The following is a 14,982-nucleotide window of genomic DNA, read 5'->3' on the forward strand; positions in this document are numbered from 1 at the left end:
TATTCAATAATTATACATATTTATATTTTTTTTTAAGAATTAAATTATTATTTTGACTTTTGCACTTCAATAATTATAAATGCTATGAAAGTTTGTATTGCCGAAAAACCTAGTGTTGCTAAAGATATCGCCAAAGTAATTGGTGCGAATCAAAAGCACGATGGATACTATGAAGGAAATGGATTTCAGGTCACTTGGACTTTCGGACACTTGTGTACATTAAAAGAACCGCAAGATTATACACCCGAGTGGAAAAGCTGGGATCTTAATTATTTGCCAATGATTCCGCAAAGTTTCGGAATTAAATTAATTGCAGATAAAGGTGTCTCGAAACAATTTCATATCATCGAAAAATTAGTCACGAACGATCAAGTCGACGAGATTATAAACTGTGGCGATGCTGGACAGGAAGGAGAATTGATACAACGTTGGGTTTTACTTAAAGCGCGTGCTAAAGCGCCAATGAAGCGTTTATGGATTTCTTCGTTGACAGAAGAAGCAATTAAAGAAGGTTTTGATAATTTGAAAGATGGAGAAAAATATTTCAATCTTTTTTCTGCAGGACAAGCGCGTGCAATTGGCGATTGGTTACTAGGAATGAACGCTACACGATTATTTACCAAAAAATTTGCGCCGCCAAAAACAGTTCTTTCTATTGGTCGTGTGCAAACACCTACATTAGCAATGATTGTACAGCGTCAAAAAGAAATCAATGCGTTTATTATTGAGGAATATTGGGAATTGAAAACGATTTTCAAAGAAGTAGAGTTTAATGCGACAATACCTCGTTTAAAATCTGAAGAAAAAGCCAAACAAGGTTTAGATTTCATCAAAAATCGAGAGTTTGAAATCATTGATTTCGATGTAAAAGAGGGTCGTGAAAAAAATCCTCGCCTATTCGATTTAACTGCTTTACAAGTAGAAGCGAATAAAAAATATGCGTTTTCGGCAGAAAATACCTTAAAATATATACAAAGTCTTTACGAGAAAAAATTTGTGACCTATCCTCGTGTTGATACCACTTATCTTTCGGAAGATATTCACCCTAAAGTTCCTGGAATTTTAAATAAATTAACCGCTTATCAAAATTTGATTGCTCCTTTGATGACGCAACCAATTCCGATGTCAAAAGCAGTTTTTGATAATACAAAAGTAACCGATCACCACGCTATTATTCCTACCGAAATCTTTCCACAAGGTTTATCGAACGAAGAAAAACGTATCTATGATTTGGTTGCACGACGTTTTATTGCTGTTTTTTATCCAGAATGTAAAGTTGCCAACACAACTGTCGAAGGAAAAGTTGAAAATAATGGAAAAGACGGTCAACTTTCTGCTATAAATTTTAAAGCAACGGGAAAACAAATTCTCGAAATGGGTTGGCGCGAAGTCTATGCAAAAGATAAAAAGGAAGACGAAAAAGATGAGGAAAAGATAATGCCGATTTTTGAGATTGGTGAAAAAGGTCCTCACGAACCATTTATTCACAAAGGAAAAACAACTCCGCCAAAACATTATACAGAAGCGACTCTATTACGAGGAATGGAAACTGCTGGACGACAAGTAGATGATGAAGAAATGCGCGAATTGATGAAAGAAAATGGAATTGGTCGACCTTCAACGCGTGCAAATATTATCGAGACCTTGTTTCGTAGAAAATACATCGAAAAGAAAAAACGTAATATTATCGCCACACAAACTGGTATTGATTTGATTGATACCATTCAAAATGAATTATTAAAATCTCCTGAATTGACAGGTGTTTGGGAACGAAAACTTCGTTTGATTGAAAAAGGTGAATACAAATTAGAACAATTTAAGCAAGAATTGATTGAAATGGTTTCGAAACTAACATTTGATGTAAAAAATAGTTACTTCAGACCAATCGCTTCTCATCAGAATTCAGTTCAAATAGCTGAAAAACCTAAAAAGGAACGTAAACCGAAAGAAGAAATTAATCTGGAAGATGCAACTTGTCCAAAATGTAAAACACATAAATTAGTCAAAGGAAAAGCCGCTTATGGTTGTGCAAACTTTGCAGCATGTGGATTCAAAATTCCGTTCGAGTTTATGGGTAAAAAATTAACTGATAAACAAATTTTGGATTTGTTAACCAAACAAAAAACTGGAAAAATGGCTGGCTTAATCAATCCTGAAAATGGAGAAAAAGTTACTGGTAAAGCTATTTTGGGAATGAATTTCGATTTAGAATTTGAAGAAATGTAAAAAAATAAAGTGAGTTTCGAAATTCGAAACTCGCTAATTATATTTCTCCAACGTTTCTTTTAAAATTGTTTTGACTTTTTCTTTCAATTTTTTAGGTTCGATAATTGTAACTGAACGACTCATAGAAAGAATTTCGCTGATAAAATCTTCGGTCAAAAATAATTCTAATCCAATTAAAACTTCATCGTTTTTAATTTCTAAAATTTGTTGGGATTCATGCAAAGGCAAAGATTCTAAATACGCTGCTTGTTTTTTGGTCACAGAAAGCACTATTTTTTCTGGTTTTTCTGAACTTGGAACAATAATCCCGAACGAATATTTGTACTTATCATTGTAATTAAACTCGATATTATCGTCAATTTTATCTCTAAAAATCGAAACTCTATTCATTCGTTCCAAACCAAAATTTTTGACAATTCCTTTATCATCCGCAATCAAATACCATCGGTTATTGTGCTCTCTAATTGCAATTGGCGAAACTTTACGAATCGTTTCTTTTTCCTCTCCAAATTTTTGATAATGAAATTCAATTTTCTTTTTTCCTTGAATTGCTTGTACAATATCTGGTAAAAATTCGGCGCGTTTTGGCTTTCTTTTTTCCAAATACACAATAGATTCGAGCGAATTTGTCAATTTCAAAGCAGAAAAACTATTAATTTCTTCTAAAGTTTTCAGAAATAAATCAGAGCTATAATCGTCTTGAATAATATAATATCCACGCTGACTGCGACTATACATTATATCAATTCCCAATATATTTCTGATTTCTTGAATATCGCGCTGTAATGTACGTTTAGAGAAATTAAACTCTAATGTATCATCATTAAGTTGAAGCATTTCAAATTCTCGTTCCAAAAAACGCTCTAAATCTTCATAAGAACAATATTTTTGTTGTGATAATTTACGAACAATATTGAAATAACGCGCGATATAACCTTGTTTTGACATTGAATTGGAAGTGTTTGAGCAAACTTAAGTTATCTGTAATTAAAAACAAAAAAAAGTAACATTTCATTACAAAATGTTACTTTTTCTTCATTAATAAAAATGAAATATTCGAAAAAACGGATTCTATTTTTTAGATTTTTTTACTTTTGTTTTTGCATCTTTCGTAGCTGCTTTTACATCTTGTACCGCCGCTTCTATTGTTGTTGTAGCTGAGTCTACCGTAGCTGCCGCTGAATCTACTACTACTTCTGATGTTATTTCAACTGGAGTTGTGCTATCTTCAACTTTCGCTGTTTCGATGAAATTAGAAAGTTTATCAACAATTTCTGCGTTAGAAGTTGGTTCATTCTTCACTTTTACGCTTAAGAAAATTGATGGTGCAGCATTATCTTGAATATAATTTGATTCGTTTTGATAAACTCCGTCATTTTTAACAGCTGTTGAATTTAAGTTTTCTGTTAACTCTTTTGCTACTTTAACTGTTTCGTTAAATGCAACATTTTGTTTAAAAACAACTGCGGCAACTTTATTTGTATTATCATCAGTTTTTTCAAAATTTAATGTCATGATTAACTCAGGTTTTAAACTATCGATGATTGATCTTTTCTCTTCATCTTTTAATCCTTTCGTTAAATCTTTCCATAAAAGAACCTGAACATTTTCTTTATTCAAAGATTCTAACTTTGTTTTAAATTCTGATGCGATATTTGTTCCTGATTCTACAGCGATATTATCTACAATATCTAAAATGACAACTTTAGGTGCATCTTCTACAACTTTATTTGTAATTTCTGTTGTAGGAACTTTTATTTCATTTTTTGTAGTAAAAGAGAAAGAAACTAACCCTATTGCTACGACTCCTAATACTTGCGTCAATTTTTTCATAATAAATGTGTTTTGTTTAAAAATGATACTTTTTAAATAGTTAGTACATTTTAGAACTTTGCAGACACTGTTCCGAAAACTCTTAATTAATCCTAATAAATGTTATAGTTTTCTTAATTGACTGATTTTATAAGGGATTCAGAGGAGTTAAATTTATCATTTTTCAAAATTTAGAAAATATAAAACATAAAAAAAGCTCAACTAAGTTGAGCTTTTATATTATTTACATGCAGCAATTATCTGCACAAAATCATCATATTTTAATGAAGCACCACCAACAAGACCACCGTCGATATCTGGTTGAGCAAAAATTTCGTTCGCATTCTGTGCATTTACACTTCCTCCGTACAAAATACTTGTATCATTCGCGACTTCTACGCCAAATTCATCCTTCAAAACTTTACGAATAAATGCATGAATTTCTTGCGCTTGCTCTGGTGTAGCTGTTTTTCCTGTTCCAATTGCCCAAACTGGTTCGTAAGCAATAATCAAACGAGAAAGATCTTCTGGTTTTTGTGCAACTAAAGCATCCATTAATTGAGTTTTTACAACCTCAAAGTGTTTATCAGCTTCACGTTCTTCTAATTTTTCTCCAACACAAAGAATTGGATTAATTTGATATTTAAAAGCTTGTTTCAATTTTTCAGCAATCACAATATCCGTTTCTCCTTGGTATTCTCTACGCTCAGAATGTCCAATTATAGCGAAATCTAATCCGATACTATCCAATTGTTCTGCAGAAATATCTCCTGTATAGGCTCCTTTCTCGTGAGCAGAAATATCTTGCGAAGAAATCTTAACATATTGTTCATCTACAGCTTCTAACAATGTTTGTAAATAAATAGAAGAAGGCGCAATAATAACTTGTGCAATTGGATGATTATCTGCCACCCAAGCATTAAGGTTTGTTGCTAAATGAATCGCTTCTTCATAATTTAAGTTCATTTTCCAGTTTCCTGCTACTATTCTATCACGCATAAAAAAGTGTATTTTATTTGATTTTGGTTTTAATATTTACTGCAAGATAATTATTTATCGTGAAATTATTACTGATTTATTTTATGCGAACGCGCGGATCTAAAATTCCGTAAAGAATATCGACCAAAATATTAATCACAATAAACATCACAGCAATCACTAAGACAGCTCCCATCACAATTGGTAAATCTAATGTATTCAATGCATTTACGATTTCTTTTCCTAAACCATTCCAACCAAAAACAAATTCCACAAAAACCGATCCTGCCAACATCGACGCAAACCAACCTGAAATTGCTGTAATTACAGGATTTAAAGCATTTCGTAATGCATGTTTTGTAATCACCGTTTTTCTAGAAAGTCCTTTTGCAAAAGCTGTTCGGATATAATCTTGGTTCAAAACTTCTAACAACGAATTTCGTGTTAATTGCGTAAAAACCGCTAACGGACGCGAACCTAATGTAATTGCTGGAAGAATTAAATTTTTCAACATCAAATGTTTTCCTTCTCCCAAATCATCCACTTCATATAGACTTCCAATCATATTCAGCCCTGTAATATCATGCATTAAAAAAGCAAAAATATAGGCAATGATAATTGCCGAAAAGAAAGACGGAATACTCATACCAAAGCTTGTTACGACCAACAAAACTCTGTCAATCCATGTATCTTTCATCAAAGCAGAAACAATTCCCAACACAACACCAATTATCGTTGCAATAATAATGGCTGCAATTGCCAAAACCATTGTATTTGGTAAAGTTTCTCCAATAATTGTACTGACGCTTTTTCCTTGTTTTTGAAAAGATTCACGCAAATAAGGCGTTTTCAAAACCATTTCATTTGTTCCGAAATCTATCAATTTTGTGTAATTGTATTTATCAGAACTTAATGAAGTATATGTTGTATTGTTTTCGTCAATATTATGAAAAGAAATCGGTGACAAATCATTAATATAAAACGCATATTGTTTCCATAAAGGTTGATCTAAACCTAAGTTTTTTCGAATTTGAGCCAATTGCTCTGGATCTTCTTTTTGATCAAGCATCATACGCGCAGGGTCTCCAGGAAGTACCGAAAACAATAGAAAAACTACACTTACTACACCAAAAAGTGTCAAAAATCCGTAGAAAATTTTATTTAAAATATAATTAATCACTTGTTAAAATAAATCTTCTAATTGATTAAGCGAAGGAAAATCATTGTCATGATATTTCGCTTTCACCGTTCCTTTTTCTAAAATCATCACACCTGGATTAGAGCGAATAATTGTTTTCATTGTTGTTTGATCCATAAAACAATTTTCAAGTTCCAAACCTTTAATCGGATTATTTGAAACCGAAACAACTCTATATCCTTTATATTTAGAAGCTTCTTTTCCTAAAATATTCAATTTTTCAATTTGCTTCTCATTTACCTTTTCAACAAAAGGAACAACAAAAACAATCGCTTTCGGAGCATTTAGAATCTCAGAAGTTTTATCAATGCCATTACAATCAAAACTAAAATCATGAATTGGAGGTTCGTACCCTTTTTTCTCGACAATAGTTCGTGTTTTATCCGCTTCAATTACCCAAGGCGTTCCGTGTTTGTACCATTTGTCATCAGCAATATATTGCGCATCATCAATTTCGACTACTTTACCATCAACACTGTTTTTCATCGTGTAAATCGTTTTATACGTTGTTGGTTTCAAACCTAACTCTTGCGGAGATTTCATTCCTTCAATCAAATTTTTGCCAACTGCATAAGATCTAAAATCGATAATTGGTAAATGATTAATTCCGATATAAGCAATAATTGCAGAACCTAAAATTGTTATAAAATTGATTACGTAATTCGCTTTTTCGACAAATAATGGTTTGATATATTTTTGACCAATCACTAAAATAATGATCAACACCAAAAGCACAACATCTTTGTAAAATGATGTCCAAGGTTCTAACTTTAGTGCATCACCAAAACATCCACAATCGGTTACTTTGTTGAAATAAGCTGAATAAAATGTCAAAAATGTAAAGAAAATAATCGTTAACAATAAAGCTATTGTTGTAAATCTTTTCCAAACGCCAAGCAATAATAAAACGCCTAAAACTATTTCAAAAAGTGAAAAGAAAGTTGCCAAAGGCAAACTCAAACCTTCTAAAAATGGAATGTTAAGAACTGTTGGCGAAAAATATTCTTCTAATTTGAAACTTAACCCAATTGGATCTACATTTTTTACAAATCCAGAAATTATAAAAATAACTCCAACTATAATTCGGGCAAATTGAACTAAATACCTCATGAAGCTTTCTTTTCGTTAATTAAAATCATTGCGAAAATCGAATAATTAATCATATCCAAATAATTTGCATCTAAACCTTCAGACACAATTGTTTTTCCTTTATTATCTTCGATACTTTTTGTGCGCAAAACTTTCTGATAAATTAAATCTGTGATCGAACTTACACGCATATCTCTCCAAGCTTCACCGTAATCATGATTTTTTTTCATCATCAAATCGTGCGCAATTGTTGCATATTTATCATAAAATTCGATAGCTTGTTCGTCTGTCAAATCTGGCTGATCTGCAAAACCAAGTTCCAACTGAATCAATGCCATAATCGAATAATTAACGATTGCCACAAATTCTCCTTCTTCGTCTTCATCAACCAAACGCTCCGCTGCTTCTTGCAACGTACGAATACGGTTTACCTTGATAAAAATTTGATCTGTTAAAGACGGCAAACGCAGTACACGCCAAGCTGGACCGTAATCTTGTAATTTTTTTGTATATAAATCTCGACAAACAGAGATGATTTCTTTAAATTGAATTGAGGTATTTTTCATAATTTCGTTTCGATTTCAAAAATAATTGAAATTGCTTAAAGAACTTCTAAGATATGACAATTAATTGTAATGGTCGTTTGATTGATTTGAACGAGCCTAAAATTATGGGAATTTTGAATACAACGCCAAACTCTTTTTACGATGGTGGCAGTAATCAATCGATGAATTTGATTTTAGAAAAAGTTGAAAAACACTTGTCCGAAGGTGCCGATATGATTGATGTTGGTGGTTATTCGACAAAACCTGGAGCAGAAAATATTTCGGAGCAGGAAGAAATTGATAGAACTGCACCAATTATCGAAAAAATTATTGAAGAATATCCAGAATTGATTATTTCGATTGATACTTTTCGAGGAAATGTTGCACGTGAAGCTGTAAAAGTTGGTGCTTCTATTATAAATGATGTTTCGGGTTGGGAGTTAGACGAAAATATGTTTGATGCAATCAAAGAACTTCGAGTTCCATACATTTTAATGCATATGAAAGGAACGCCAAAAACAATGCAAAATAATCCTGCATATGCAGATATTACGCTGGAAGTAAACGAATATTTTTCCAAAAAAATTGCGCAATTAAAAGCTGCAAAAGTGAATGATATTATTTTAGATCCTGGTTTTGGTTTTGCAAAAACATTGGATCATAATTACGGATTATTCAGTAAAATGGAAGTTTTAGGTTTTGAAGGTTTTCCTTTATTAGTAGGAATTTCAAGAAAATCGATGATTTATAATTTATTCGAAACAACTCCGCAAGAAGCTTTAAACGGAACTTCTGTCCTGAATATGGTTGCGTTACAAAAAGGTGCAAAAATTTTGCGTGTGCACGATGTAAGAGAAGCAAAAGAAACCTTACAAATTTTCCAAAAATTGAATCAAAAATAAATAAGAAAGCCACTAAAAAGTGGCTTTTATTTTTAATCAATGATTTTACTATTTGGAAAGAAAACTTTGAACGTATCAACAATATTGATATCCGAAGTCAAAATTTGCCAATGTGAATCTTTCACAAATTCAAACACAACTTCGTTGTCGTATAAATTTTCATCCTCAATATTTACATGCAAATTATTTTCTTTTCTATCTCCAATAATCAACGCCTCCGTTACATGTTCCATTTTATAACACAAACTTTCTAACTGATCATATTCCACAAAAATTCCGTCTTGTTGATCAATCACTTCTTGCAATTCGAAAACCGAATATTCGTCCGTTTCACTTTCACCATCAACCCAAAGAATTTTCCAAAAATAATCCTGTATATCTTTTATTGGAGCAATCACCTCTTCCATTCGTTGAATTTGGTTTTCGTCTTCTCCGTAAATTTCTATTTTATAAGTTTCCATATCTTATGCAAAATTAAAAAAGTAACTTCAAACGGAAGTTACTTTTTTAATTATTTATACTTTTTCTAACTCATGTTTCACACGTTTTTCAGATTTGATATCCATAATCTGAATGGATTCTTTACTGAAAATCTTGAACGAATGTTCATGTTTTTCTAAGAGAAAATCATAAGGTCCTTTTGGTGCAATTAATTTCACTAAAACTGGCGCAGTTTCTAACGAGATAAACACAAGAGCTATAAAAATAGCTGCAATCCCTAAAATTGGATTATTAACTGACAATTCGTCTAAAGCCTGCATACGTGCAGCAAAACCATTGTAATTCTCTTCGGTTGGTTTAGCCGCATCAATTTCTTTTTCTTTTGCAACATTCAATCGATCTAATTCTTTATTAATTTCAGCTAAACGAGGCGCAGATTGTTGAATATAAGTTTCGATTTCGGCAGCTTTTTGTTTTTTCAATTCTGCTTTTCGTTTCGCATTTGGTCCATAACCTTCGCGTCCAGTTGTTGTTTCAGTTTGTGTACCAACAACTTCTTTTTCCAACTCGGTAGAAGCTGAATTATACTCATTTCTTAATTTATCAATTTCTGCATAAATTTCTTTTCGTTCATTCGAAAAAGGCGTTCCCAATTCAGCATAACGCGCATCAATTCCTTTTTGTAATTCCGCTTTATTTCGATTGACAATAATATTTAATTGCTTGTTAATTTCTTTCTCGAAAATTTTTAATTCTAACGGTTTCGAAATCACAATACCTAATAAAATTGCAACCAAAATACGTGGCAAAGCAATAAAAAACTGACGAAAAAATCCACCTGACTTTTTCATTGATGTGACAATATATCGGTCAAGATTAAAAATCATTAATCCCCACAACAAACCAAAACCTGTTGCTGCATATATATTATCAAAAACAGTATTCAGCGCATATCCAGCAGACAAAGCCGCCAAAATTCCTGTAAATAATATGACACCTCCAATACCAACATGTTTGTTGATATCTGTTGGTGTTTTTTTCAAGAGTTCAAGACTACTCCCTGAACAGATGATTAAAAATTTCTGTAGTCCATTCATTTTGCAAATATAGTACTTTGTATAACATATTATTAAATATCGTGCCAAAAAAAGCTGACAATCAAATTGTCAGCTTATATTTTCAAAAAATTTACTTAAACAAAATTAAGCTTGTTTTTCGATTTTAATTCTCCATCCATAAGGATCTTCTGCTAATCCGTATTGAATATCTTTTAATTTCTTTTTCAATTGTAATGCAAAAGAATCTTCTTCAGCTAAAGTTGGTAATTGAGCACGCTCTTCACCAAATCCAACTGCATCGTATTGTGTAATTACAACAGCAGTTCCACATCCAAATACTTCTTTTAATTCTCCTGATTTGTAAGCATCATACAATTCTTGTACTTCTACAGGACGTACTTCTACTTCATATCCACTATCTTTTGCTAAAGTTAAAACAGAATCACGTGTTACTCCGTTCAAAATACGCTCAGACGTTGGCGCTGTTAAAATTTTATTTCCTATACGCACCATCACATTCATTGTTCCTGCTTCTTCAATGTATTTATGCTCGATAGAATCTGTCCAAATTACTTGATCATAACCATCTTTTTGAGCTTCAGAAGTTGGAAAGAAAGATCCAGCATAGTTTCCTCCACATTTTGCAAAACCAACACCTCCCTGAGCTGAACGACTATAATAATCAGCAATTTTTACTGATAAAGGTTTATCGTAATAATTAGGAGCATAAGCTAATAAAATAGCAAAAATATATTCGTTAGATGCCCTAGCAGAAACTGCTTCTTCTGTTGCGAACATTACTGGACGAATATATAATGACGTTCCGTAATCTTTTGGTACCCATTGACGATCGATATCAATAATAGCTTCTAAACCATCAATAAAAATTTCTTTCGGAATTTGAGGCATATTAAGACGTGCCGCAGATAAATTAAAACGCTCGAAGTTTTTCTCTGGACGGAAAATAAACACTTCTTCGTTATCATTTTTGTAGGCTTTCATTCCTTCAAAAATTGTTTGACCATAATGGAAAGACATCGCTGCTGGAGTCATTGAAATTGGTCCGTAAGGAACAATTTTTGGCTCATCCCATTTACCATCTTTGTAATGCGCGATCAACATGTGATCTGTAAACTCTTTCCCAAAAGTAGTAGAGTTAAAAACTGAATCGTTAAATTTTGATTCAGCAATTTTTTCTATAATCATTTTATGATATATTTTGTTTGTGCTTATCAAAGGTACATTTTATTTGCACTTTTTCATAATAAATATCATAACTTTCGACGATGAAAAGAATTATTCAAGAAACGGAAGATGGATCTAAAACTATCTATATTGAAGATTGGGATGAATCTTATCATTCTAAGCATGGCGCTGTACAAGAGGCTTTTCATGTATTTATAAAAAATGGATTTCATCATTTTACAGAAACAAAAAATCCTATAAAAATTATAGAAATTGGATTAGGTACGGGACTTAATTCTTTCATTACTTTGATGGAAGCTGAAAAACATAAAACTCCAGTGCAATATGTTGGAATTGAAAAATTTCCAGTTTCTGATGAAGAATTTGAATTGGTGAATTATTTCGAAAATGTTTTCAAACTTTATCCGGAATTTGAACATCGAAAAGAAGAGTTTTTAGATTATTATCAACAATTATTTCATTCAAATTGGGAAAATTGGAATAAAATTTCTCCATATTTTGAAGTTAAGAAAGTGGAAGAAGATTTTTTCAATCTGAAAAATATCAACGAAAATAATTTTGATTTAGTTTATTTTGATGCATTTGGTTCTCGTGTTCAACCAGAATTATGGGAAAAAGAATTGTTAGAAATTGTTGATTCTTTAACTAAAAAATCTGCCATTTTTACCACTTATGCAGCGAAAGGAACCATAAAAAGAGGTTTGAAAGATTTGGGCTATATTGTACAAAAACGTCCTGGGCCTCCAGGAAAACGTGAAATGATGGTTGGTTTGAAGGACTTTCCATTTGATAAATAATCTCCTTTATCATTAATTATAAAAATCGTAAATTTGCGCTGGAAAACAATTTGATGTTTTCTACATTTTTTTATGACAAATTATATCGAATATAAATTTAAAGTTGCGGAAGTAGAGCCTTTTAATGAAATTATTATTGCAATGATTTCTGAACTACCCTTTGAAAGTTTTGTTGAAAACGAAGAAGGTTTTGATGCTTACATGCCAAAAACTGACGAAAATATTGACCAAGTAAAAGAAGTGATTGATTCTATCGAGAATATTGATTTTTCTTATACGCGTCAAGAAATTGAACAACAAAATTGGAATGCAACTTGGGAAGAAAATTTCACGCCAATTTTAGTGAATGACCAATGTTTGATTCGTGCAGAATTTCACGAAACAGTTGAAAATATTCCGTACGAAATTATCATTCAACCAAAAATGTCTTTTGGGACTGGACATCACTCTACAACACATTTGATGGTAGAATATATCTTGGAAACTGAATTTACAGGAAAAGATATTTTGGACATGGGCTGTGGAACGTCAATTCTTGCAATTTTAGGAATGAAACGTGGTGCAAATTATGCAGAATGTATCGATATTGACGAGTGGGCTGTGGAAAATTCTATCGAAAATGGAAAACGAAATGGTGTTAGTTTAGATGCGAAAATGGGTGATAATTCACTTTTGGGAAGCAAACAGTTTGACATTATTTTAGCGAATATCAACAAAAATATTTTAATCAGTCAAATTCCTTCTTACATCAATGTTTTGAATGAAAATGGTGATTTATTTTTAAGTGGATTGATGGAGCAAGATTTTGATGATATCTTAGCTTTTTGTACAGAAAATGGTTTGAAATTTGTATCTAAAAAACAACGAAATGAGTGGATTGCGCTACATTTCAAAAAATAAAATGATATGACAAAATACGCAACGCAACCCATGTGGGAAACGGAAAAAGATTCGGCTGTTGATGTATTGGAACAGGAATCACACAAATATCAAATTATTGTTTACAATGATGATGTGAATACTTTTGATTGGGTAATCGAATCGTTGATTGATGTTTGTGAACACACGCCAGAGCAAGCGGAACAATGTTCTATTTTGATTCACTACAAAGGTAAATGCGAAGTCTTGACGGGTGAATTAGAAGATTTAAAACCTCGATGCACAGAATTATTGAACCGAGGTTTAAGTGCAGAAATTATTTAGAATTTCTTAATAATCATATAAAGCAAAATCAGAATCGTCTAATGTTACATTGGACGATTTTTTGTTTTGATCACTCACTATATACGAATCATAGATCTTCTCGTAAACATGATTTTCTGTTTTTGTATCCACAACTTCTGTAGATTTTTCTGTAGAATTAATCACAAAAGGAGTTACAACCAATGCTAATAGCAATATACAAGCAGCAGCCCACCAAATATTGAAATGTACAACTTTTGTTTCTTTTTTATCAATAGTTTTCGATAAAATTGACTGTTCTAAATCGTCAAAATAATTAGTAGGGGTTGTATAATTTTCCTTTTGTTTTAAGCTTTTAAAATAAATTTCATCTTCTAAATTCTTAAAATAATTCTCTGGAACCTTAAAATTATTTTTTAATCCATTTTCTTTCATATCATTCATAAGACAAAAAAAAGTTAAAAAGGTTTAATCTTCATCCTCTAAAAATTCTTTAATTTTTGTAACTGCATGATGATAAGACGCCTTTAGCGCACCAACAGATGTTCCTGAAATTTCAGAAATTTGTTCATATTTCATTTCATCATAATATTTCATCATAAATACTACGCGCTGCTTTTCTGGCAAACTTGCAATCGCTTTTTGTAGTTTCAACTCAATTTCATCACCTGTAAAATACTCATCCGTAGATAAATCATCTGCAATATTCATCGAATAATCTTCAAACGAAACATTTTGTTCTTTAGCATTTTTATGAATAAAATTGATGGTTTCGTTATAAGTAATCCTAAAAATCCATGTCGATAATTTTGATTCATTTTTGAATGAATTCAAATTTTGATAGATTTTTATAAAAACATTTTGAGCAATATCATCTGCGTCTTCATGAATCAAAACCATACGACGAATTTGCCAATAAACTCTCTGATGATAATCTTTTACAAGAAGTTTAAAAGCCTGTTCCCAATCCTTATCTAAAATGTGATCTAATATTTTCTGATCCAATTAAGTAATATTAAGCTGTAAAGCTATTAAATTTCAAATGATAAACTTCTAATAATTTTGAACATAGTTTATATTTTATATTTTTTTTATGAAATCAAATCCATATTCCACATATACTTAAGTATGAACCTATCAATAAAAGTATATTTCTATTGAAAAATTTATTTGGGCATTCACTCGCTCTATTCCTCGTATTTATACAATCTCCCTCAATTATCTCTTAATAATTCAATAACAAGAAATGTAAATCGATCGGTCGGGCTATCCGTTGCAATCTTTTGTAGAATAAAATTCTATTACAAGTAAGAAAATCCAATTTCTACAAAAGGATTTAGACTACTCTCCCTAACGCTGGTTGTAAGTTCTGAGTTAGTTGCAAAAAGGAAGCTTCCTTTTTATCAAGAAGAAGCTTCTAGTTGACTAATTAGAAGCTCTTCTTGGATGAAAGCAAGCTTCTTGTTTTATAAAACATAGTCTGGAGATGTGGTAGCTTACATTTTACTTTGTACATTTTACAAAAAAGTATACCCACAAAAAAAGCCT

Annotated in this window: 16 protein-coding genes; 5 read left to right on the forward strand and 11 right to left on the reverse strand. The window is 31.6% G+C overall.

What is annotated here, in order from left to right:
• Positions 1-84: 84 nt before the first annotated feature.
• Positions 85-2,226, forward strand: coding sequence for a type IA DNA topoisomerase (locus B4E59_RS10205; protein ID WP_291052791.1), 2,142 nt, complete (start codon positions 85-87; stop codon positions 2,224-2,226).
• Between the two features lie 33 nt (positions 2,227-2,259).
• On the opposite strand, the gene B4E59_RS10210 is transcribed toward B4E59_RS10205, so the two are convergent.
• The 6 genes from B4E59_RS10210 to B4E59_RS10235 all read right to left on the reverse strand — a co-directional run bounded on the left by B4E59_RS10210 (position 2,260) and on the right by B4E59_RS10235 (position 7,869).
• Positions 2,260-3,174, reverse strand: coding sequence for a helix-turn-helix transcriptional regulator (locus B4E59_RS10210; RefSeq protein WP_286496048.1), 915 nt, complete (start codon positions 3,172-3,174; stop codon positions 2,260-2,262).
• A 123-nt stretch (positions 3,175-3,297) separates the two neighbouring features.
• Positions 3,298-4,059 carry a hypothetical protein gene (locus B4E59_RS10215; protein ID WP_038336870.1) on the reverse strand — a complete coding sequence of 254 codons (762 nt, stop codon included), beginning with the start codon at positions 4,057-4,059 and terminating at the stop codon, positions 3,298-3,300.
• Positions 4,060-4,278: 219 nt separating this feature from the next.
• Positions 4,279-5,037 carry a triose-phosphate isomerase gene (tpiA, locus tag B4E59_RS10220; RefSeq protein WP_114999079.1) on the reverse strand — a complete coding sequence of 253 codons (759 nt, stop codon included), beginning with the start codon at positions 5,035-5,037 and terminating at the stop codon, positions 4,279-4,281.
• A gap of 76 nt (positions 5,038-5,113) precedes the next feature.
• Positions 5,114-6,196, reverse strand: a complete 1,083-nt coding sequence (locus B4E59_RS10225) for an ABC transporter permease (RefSeq protein ID WP_291052799.1) — start codon at positions 6,194-6,196, stop codon at positions 5,114-5,116.
• A 3-nt stretch (positions 6,197-6,199) separates the two neighbouring features.
• Positions 6,200-7,324: a BT_3928 family protein gene (locus tag B4E59_RS10230; protein WP_291046814.1), complete on the reverse strand. Its 1,125-nt coding sequence runs from the start codon at positions 7,322-7,324 to the stop codon at positions 6,200-6,202.
• Complete coding sequence (locus B4E59_RS10235) at positions 7,321-7,869, reverse strand: DUF1599 domain-containing protein (protein ID WP_038336876.1); 549 nt, start codon at positions 7,867-7,869, stop codon at positions 7,321-7,323. Before B4E59_RS10235 ends, B4E59_RS10230 begins: the two co-directional genes overlap by 4 nt.
• Positions 7,870-7,922: 53 nt before the next feature.
• Here B4E59_RS10235 and folP point away from each other — a divergent pair, with 53 nt between their 5' ends.
• Positions 7,923-8,750, forward strand: a complete 828-nt coding sequence (folP, locus tag B4E59_RS10240; RefSeq protein ID WP_291046813.1) for a dihydropteroate synthase — start codon at positions 7,923-7,925, stop codon at positions 8,748-8,750.
• A gap of 32 nt (positions 8,751-8,782) precedes the next feature.
• Here folP and B4E59_RS10245 read toward each other — a convergent pair whose 3' ends face one another.
• The 3 genes from B4E59_RS10245 to B4E59_RS10255 form a co-directional block, all read right to left on the reverse strand.
• On the reverse strand, positions 8,783-9,211 hold the full coding sequence (locus B4E59_RS10245; protein WP_125350302.1) for a hypothetical protein: 429 nt from the start codon (positions 9,209-9,211) through the stop codon (positions 8,783-8,785).
• 54 nt (positions 9,212-9,265) lie between these two features.
• On the reverse strand, positions 9,266-10,288 hold the full coding sequence (locus B4E59_RS10250) for a DUF4407 domain-containing protein (RefSeq protein WP_291046811.1): 1,023 nt from the start codon (positions 10,286-10,288) through the stop codon (positions 9,266-9,268).
• A gap of 105 nt (positions 10,289-10,393) precedes the next feature.
• Positions 10,394-11,455 (reverse strand): branched-chain amino acid aminotransferase, encoded by a 1,062-nt coding sequence (locus B4E59_RS10255; protein WP_280038161.1) that lies wholly within the window; start codon positions 11,453-11,455, stop codon positions 10,394-10,396.
• Between the two features lie 80 nt (positions 11,456-11,535).
• Between B4E59_RS10255 and mnmC2 the strand changes: the two genes are divergently transcribed.
• From mnmC2 to B4E59_RS10270, 3 genes are all read left to right on the forward strand, one after another.
• Complete coding sequence (mnmC2, locus tag B4E59_RS10260; RefSeq protein ID WP_114999065.1) at positions 11,536-12,252, forward strand: tRNA (5-methylaminomethyl-2-thiouridine)(34)-methyltransferase MnmC2; 717 nt, start codon at positions 11,536-11,538, stop codon at positions 12,250-12,252.
• Between the two features lie 72 nt (positions 12,253-12,324).
• Positions 12,325-13,152: a 50S ribosomal protein L11 methyltransferase gene (gene prmA, locus B4E59_RS10265; protein WP_038336885.1), complete on the forward strand. Its 828-nt coding sequence runs from the start codon at positions 12,325-12,327 to the stop codon at positions 13,150-13,152.
• 6 nt (positions 13,153-13,158) lie between these two features.
• Positions 13,159-13,455, forward strand: coding sequence for an ATP-dependent Clp protease adaptor ClpS (locus B4E59_RS10270; RefSeq protein ID WP_180905936.1), 297 nt, complete (start codon positions 13,159-13,161; stop codon positions 13,453-13,455).
• A gap of 6 nt (positions 13,456-13,461) precedes the next feature.
• On the opposite strand, the gene B4E59_RS10275 is transcribed toward B4E59_RS10270, so the two are convergent.
• Both B4E59_RS10275 and B4E59_RS10280 read right to left on the reverse strand, forming a co-directional pair.
• Positions 13,462-13,878, reverse strand: coding sequence for a hypothetical protein (locus B4E59_RS10275; protein WP_125350307.1), 417 nt, complete (start codon positions 13,876-13,878; stop codon positions 13,462-13,464).
• A 24-nt stretch (positions 13,879-13,902) separates the two neighbouring features.
• On the reverse strand, positions 13,903-14,439 hold the full coding sequence (locus B4E59_RS10280; protein WP_125350308.1) for an RNA polymerase sigma factor: 537 nt from the start codon (positions 14,437-14,439) through the stop codon (positions 13,903-13,905).
• Positions 14,440-14,982 lie beyond the last annotated feature (543 nt).

It is taken from the genome of Empedobacter sp. UBA2044 (genome assembly GCF_002333005.1).
Lineage (GTDB): Bacteria > Bacteroidota > Bacteroidia > Flavobacteriales > Weeksellaceae > Empedobacter > Empedobacter falsenii_B.

Excerpts from the sequence above, each read along its gene's own strand:
- B4E59_RS10205 (WP_291052791.1), top strand. The coding sequence starts at position 85 with ATGAAAGTTTGTATTGCCGAAAAACCTAGTGTTGCTAAAGATATCGCC.
- B4E59_RS10210 (WP_286496048.1), bottom strand. The coding sequence starts at position 3,174 with ATGTCAAAACAAGGTTATATCGCGCGTTATTTCAATATTGTTCGTAAA.
- B4E59_RS10215 (WP_038336870.1), bottom strand. The coding sequence starts at position 4,059 with ATGAAAAAATTGACGCAAGTATTAGGAGTCGTAGCAATAGGGTTAGTT.
- tpiA (WP_114999079.1), bottom strand. The coding sequence starts at position 5,037 with ATGCGTGATAGAATAGTAGCAGGAAACTGGAAAATGAACTTAAATTAT.
- B4E59_RS10230 (WP_291046814.1), bottom strand. The coding sequence starts at position 7,324 with ATGAGGTATTTAGTTCAATTTGCCCGAATTATAGTTGGAGTTATTTTT.
- B4E59_RS10235 (WP_038336876.1), bottom strand. The coding sequence starts at position 7,869 with ATGAAAAATACCTCAATTCAATTTAAAGAAATCATCTCTGTTTGTCGA.
- folP (WP_291046813.1), top strand. The coding sequence starts at position 7,923 with ATGACAATTAATTGTAATGGTCGTTTGATTGATTTGAACGAGCCTAAA.
- B4E59_RS10245 (WP_125350302.1), bottom strand. The coding sequence starts at position 9,211 with ATGGAAACTTATAAAATAGAAATTTACGGAGAAGACGAAAACCAAATT.
- B4E59_RS10250 (WP_291046811.1), bottom strand. The coding sequence starts at position 10,288 with ATGAATGGACTACAGAAATTTTTAATCATCTGTTCAGGGAGTAGTCTT.
- B4E59_RS10255 (WP_280038161.1), bottom strand. The coding sequence starts at position 11,455 with ATGATTATAGAAAAAATTGCTGAATCAAAATTTAACGATTCAGTTTTT.
- mnmC2 (WP_114999065.1), top strand. The coding sequence starts at position 11,536 with ATGAAAAGAATTATTCAAGAAACGGAAGATGGATCTAAAACTATCTAT.
- prmA (WP_038336885.1), top strand. The coding sequence starts at position 12,325 with ATGACAAATTATATCGAATATAAATTTAAAGTTGCGGAAGTAGAGCCT.
- B4E59_RS10270 (WP_180905936.1), top strand. The coding sequence starts at position 13,159 with ATGACAAAATACGCAACGCAACCCATGTGGGAAACGGAAAAAGATTCG.
- B4E59_RS10275 (WP_125350307.1), bottom strand. The coding sequence starts at position 13,878 with ATGAATGATATGAAAGAAAATGGATTAAAAAATAATTTTAAGGTTCCA.